We start from the raw sequence: 4453 nt of genomic DNA on the forward strand, positions 1-4453 counted from the left end.
CCTTCAAGGTATGGGCTTAGAAGTTCATAGCATTTTTTATTATAGGCATTTACCCAATCAATTTCTTCTGTACTTAGCATCTCTGTTTTTATTGGTCTAGTATCAAGAGGAACGTAGGTTAAGGTTTCAAATTCTAAGAAGTGACCAAATTCATTGTCAAAGGCTTTTTTTACATAGGCTTCATTTTCAATCCTTATACCATGGCTATTTTCAATATAAAGACCTGGCTCAATTGAAGTAGTCATATTTTCAACAAACTCTACTTCATTTCTTTCTGAAATTGCCTGTGGTCCCTCGTGAACAGTTAAAACAAATCCCACACCATGACCAGTTCCATGGAAAAAGTCCTTGCCAGCCTTCCATAGTGGATATTTCGCAATCATATCTAACCTGGTACCCTTGGTTTTATTTTTAAACTTAGCTAAAAATAAGCTTAGGAATGATTTTAATACCAAGGTATAATCAATCTTTTCGTCTTCTCTTAGACTTCCTAGGGCTATAGTTCTTGTAATATCAGTAGTTCCTTCCTTATAATGACCACCTGAATCTACTAGAATCATTCCTTCATCTCTAATTGTCTTTGATCCAGTTTTTGAAGGAGCGTAGTGAACTATTGCTGCATTTTCCCTATAACCTGCAATAGTTTCAAAAGAATCTTCTATAAAGCTCTCGTTTTCGCACCTTAAATCGTGAAGTTTATTAGATGCAACTAATTCATTCATAGAACCAGTTTTAGCCCCAACTTCTAGCCAGTTAAAGAATTTAACTAGGCTTACTCCGTCAAGAATATAAGCCTTTTTAATATTTTCAATTTCTGTATCTGTCTTTATTGATTTCATGAATGTTGTAAGGTTTATTCCTTGGCTGATTTTTACATTTGAATTTATGGCATCATAAATCGAAACATTTGTCCTTGATGGGTCTAAGTAAATCCTATTTTTACCTGGGATATTTTTTAATAGAGTGTAGATGTAATCATAAGAATAAATATCAACCCCATTTTCTTCCAGGTAATTACGTACACTGCCTTCAACCTTATCCTCATCTATACATAGGTAAGCCTTATCTAGAGAAATAAGCATATAAGAAAGTATAACCGGATTATAGTCAACATCATTGCCACGAATATTTAATAGGTAGCAAATATCTTCTGGTGCACCAATAAAAGTGTAATCACAGTGGTTAAGTTTCATTTTATTTCTTAAAATTTCAAGTTTGTCTTTTAAACTCAAGCCACAATATTTTTCTTCGTGAATCCAAGCCTTATCTTTTGGTAATTCTGGCCTATCTGTCCAAATTTGTGATATATAATCTAGATCAGAAACCAAGACCCTAGATCCCATATTTTCTGACAAATCCTTATAGGCTGTAACTGAATAGCATTCACCGTCAAAACCAATTTTCCCAAATTCAGCAATATTTTCATCCAAATATTCTAAAATTGTTGGATAGCCTTCAACTCCCATCTTCATCAATTCAAATTCTGAACTAGATAATTCTTTTTGTGCCTGCAAGAAATACCTTGAGTCTGTCCAAAGTCTGGCTTCCTTGAGAGTAATTACAGCTGTTCCAGCAGAACCTGTAAAGCCTGAAATAAATTCTCTTGTTTTATAATGATCTGCCAAATACTCAGATTGGTGAGGATCCGAACTTGCAACAATATAAGCATCAATTTTTCTATCTTTCATTAAAGATCTTAATTCTTCTAATCTTTTATTTATATTCATCCTTATCTCCTAAGCATTAAATTAGGCAAGTTATTCTTGCCGAAACTCTTATTAATATTTTATCATAGTTTAATATTATTTCTATATACAATTATACCAGAATTAAGTCTTATTATAAGTATTTCCATGATTGATTTTTTCTCTAAAACTATTATAATATTAGAGTTATAAGAATAAAATAAAAGAGAGAGTGAGAGAAATGAAATTAGGAATAGTCGGTCTACCTAATGTTGGTAAGTCAACATTATTTAACGCGATAACCAAAGCAGGTGCCCTAGTGGCAAATTATCCTTTTGCTACCATTGATCCCAATGTAGGATTGGTAAATGTACCTGATAATAGATTAAATATCCTATCTGAAATGAGCAAATCAAAGAAAATAGTTCCAGCAGTTGTTGAATTTTATGATATAGCTGGACTTGTTAAAGGCGCTAGCAAAGGCGAAGGACTTGGCAATAAGTTCTTATCAAATATCAGAGAAACAGATGCTATAGTTGAAGTCCTAAGGTGCTTTGATGATCCAAATGTAACCCATGTTGACGGTTCTGTTGACCCATTAAGGGATATTGAAACAATAAACTTAGAACTAATTTTGTCTGACCTTGAACTAGTAGACAAGGTTTTAGAAAAGAAAAGAAAAGTTGCAAGAGCTGATAAGAGTGCCCGTGCCGAAGTAGAAGTTTTAGAAAAAATTGTAGCAGTTCTTGAAGAAGGTAAATCAGCAAGAATCCTTGACCTAAATAACGAAGAAAAAAAACTTCTAAGGTCATATCAACTTCTATCAACCAAGCCAATCATTTATGTTTGCAATGTAAATGAAGAAGACGCAGCAGATGATGGTGCTAGCAACAAATATGTAAAGATGGTTAAGGACTTTGCAAAAGATGAGGGTGCTGAAGTTTCTGTCGTTTCTGCTAAAATCGAACAAGAAATATCAGAGCTTGAAACAGAAGAAGAAAGAGCAGAGTTTTTAGAAATGATTGGGCTTACAGAATCTGGTACTGATAGGGTAATAAAGGATTCATACAAAACCTTAAACCTTATTTCTTACTTAACAACAGGAGAAGTAGAAACTCGTGCATGGACAATTACTAAAGGAACTCGTGCCCAAGATGCCGCTGGTAAAATCCACTCAGATATAGCCCGTGGTTTTATAATGGCAGATATAATTTCCTATGATGATTTGGTTGCTGCTGGTAGTGAAGCTAAGGCAAAAGAAGCTGGCAAACTACGTATGGAAGGTAAGGACTACATCATGCAAGATGGCGATGTAGTGGAATTTAAGTTTAATGTTTAAAAAGATGATTAAAAAACAAGGTAAGCTAATAGTTCATACTGGATCTATGTTCTCAGGTAAGACAACTTCTCTATGGAGAGAACTCTACAGGATGACAATCGCAAATTATAAGACAGTTGCCTTTAAGCCTGCTGTTGATAACAGAGATAGTGAAAAGAAAATTGTTTCTCACGATAACCTATCCCTTAATGCAATAAAGATTGAAGACCTTAACGAAATTTTGGATTATGTCAAAAAAAATGAAATTGATGCGATTGGCATCGATGAGCTCCAATTTTTCCCAAATGATCCTAGTGAAGTAGTTGAAATTTTTAATAAACTCATGAGTAAAAATATAACCATAGTTGTATCTGGCCTAGATATGGACTACAAGACTAAACCTTTTGAAATAATAAAAGAAATAATGCCTCTGGCGGATGAGTTGATTAAACACCACGCCATATGTGCTTCATGTGGTGAAGATGCTTGGGCATCCTACAGAAAGTCAAGTGATGATTCAAGGATTCAAATAGGATCTGAAGATGTCTATGAACCTTTATGTAGGTCCTGCTACAATGAGAAAATGCGTGAAAGAGAAAATACCAAAAATCAAATAGAACTTGACATAGTTAAGGATTAAAAAATCTACCCAAAACGGGTAGATTTTTTAAAATTTATAAGATTCAATAAAATCAAGATCGGTCTCGTCTAGGCTATACTTAGACTGATCTGTTATTATTTCTGGTCCATCTTTATGGATTATAAGTTGATGTTCAAACTGGCTAACCTTCGACCCATCAACAGTCCTTGCTGTCCAGCCATTATCATCAAGTTTCATATGCCAATCCCCTAGAGCAATCATTGGTTCAATGGTAAATACCATCCCAACTTCAATCCTTGGTCCCCTGCCCGCCTTGCCATAGTGAGGAACTTGTGGGTCTTCATGCATTTCTTTACCAATTCCATGGCCAATAAAGTCTCTTATAACAGAAAATCCATTTTCACCTTCTACGTATTCTTGGATAGCAGCGCCTATATCGCCAATCCTATTTCCAGGAATAGCTACTTTAATAGCTCTATTTAAAGCTTCTAAATTTACATCAACTAATTTTTGATCTTCTTCGCTCATCTGTCCAATTGTATATGTCCAGCATGAATCAGCAAGACCTCCGTAAAGGTTGACAACATTATCTATTGATAGGATATCTCCCTCCTTTAGATGTCTATTGTTTGGATATCCGTGGCAGATTTCATCATTAACTGATGTGCATAATGTGAATGGAAAACCTTGGTAACCAAGCTGAGCAGGAATTGCTTTTTTATGATCAACGATAAATTTATTAGCAAATTTATCAAGGTCATTAGTGGTTAAACCGGGTCTAATTACTTTCCTAAGGGCAAGGTGGGTTTGACATAAAACCTCAGCTGCCTTTCTCATTTTTTCAAAATA

4 protein-coding genes are annotated in these 4453 nt (G+C 34.5%); 2 read left to right on the plus strand and 2 right to left on the minus strand.

Features of this window, described 5'->3' with window-relative positions; translation table 11 throughout:
• Nucleotides 1–1727, minus strand: a 1727-nt coding sequence (locus tag RQ893_RS08295; protein ID WP_311482549.1) for an aminopeptidase P family protein, incomplete at its 3' end; no start/stop codon positions are given.
• 199 nt (nt 1728–1926) lie between these two features.
• Between RQ893_RS08295 and ychF the strand changes: the two genes are divergently transcribed.
• A complete protein-coding gene (gene ychF, locus RQ893_RS08300) occupies nt 1927–3024 on the plus strand; it encodes a redox-regulated ATPase YchF (protein WP_311482550.1) in 1098 nt (365 codons plus the stop codon).
• A gap of 4 nt (nt 3025–3028) precedes the next feature.
• On the plus strand, nt 3029–3643 hold the full coding sequence (locus tag RQ893_RS08305; protein ID WP_399523586.1) for a thymidine kinase: 615 nt from the start codon (nt 3029–3031) through the stop codon (nt 3641–3643).
• A gap of 27 nt (nt 3644–3670) precedes the next feature.
• Here the strand turns inward: RQ893_RS08305 and map are convergent.
• Nucleotides 3671–4453: type I methionyl aminopeptidase (gene map, locus RQ893_RS08310; protein ID WP_311482552.1), on the minus strand; the 783-nt coding region annotated here is incomplete at its 5' end.

Source organism: uncultured Anaerococcus sp. (assembly GCF_963510915.1).
Lineage (GTDB): Bacteria > Bacillota > Clostridia > Tissierellales > Peptoniphilaceae > Anaerococcus.

Bases quoted from the DNA above. Each gene is read 5' to 3' on its own strand.
- ychF (WP_311482550.1), top strand. From the start codon at position 1,927: ATGAAATTAGGAATAGTCGGTCTACCTAATGTTGGTAAGTCAACATTA.
- RQ893_RS08305 (WP_399523586.1), top strand. From the start codon at position 3,029: ATGATTAAAAAACAAGGTAAGCTAATAGTTCATACTGGATCTATGTTC.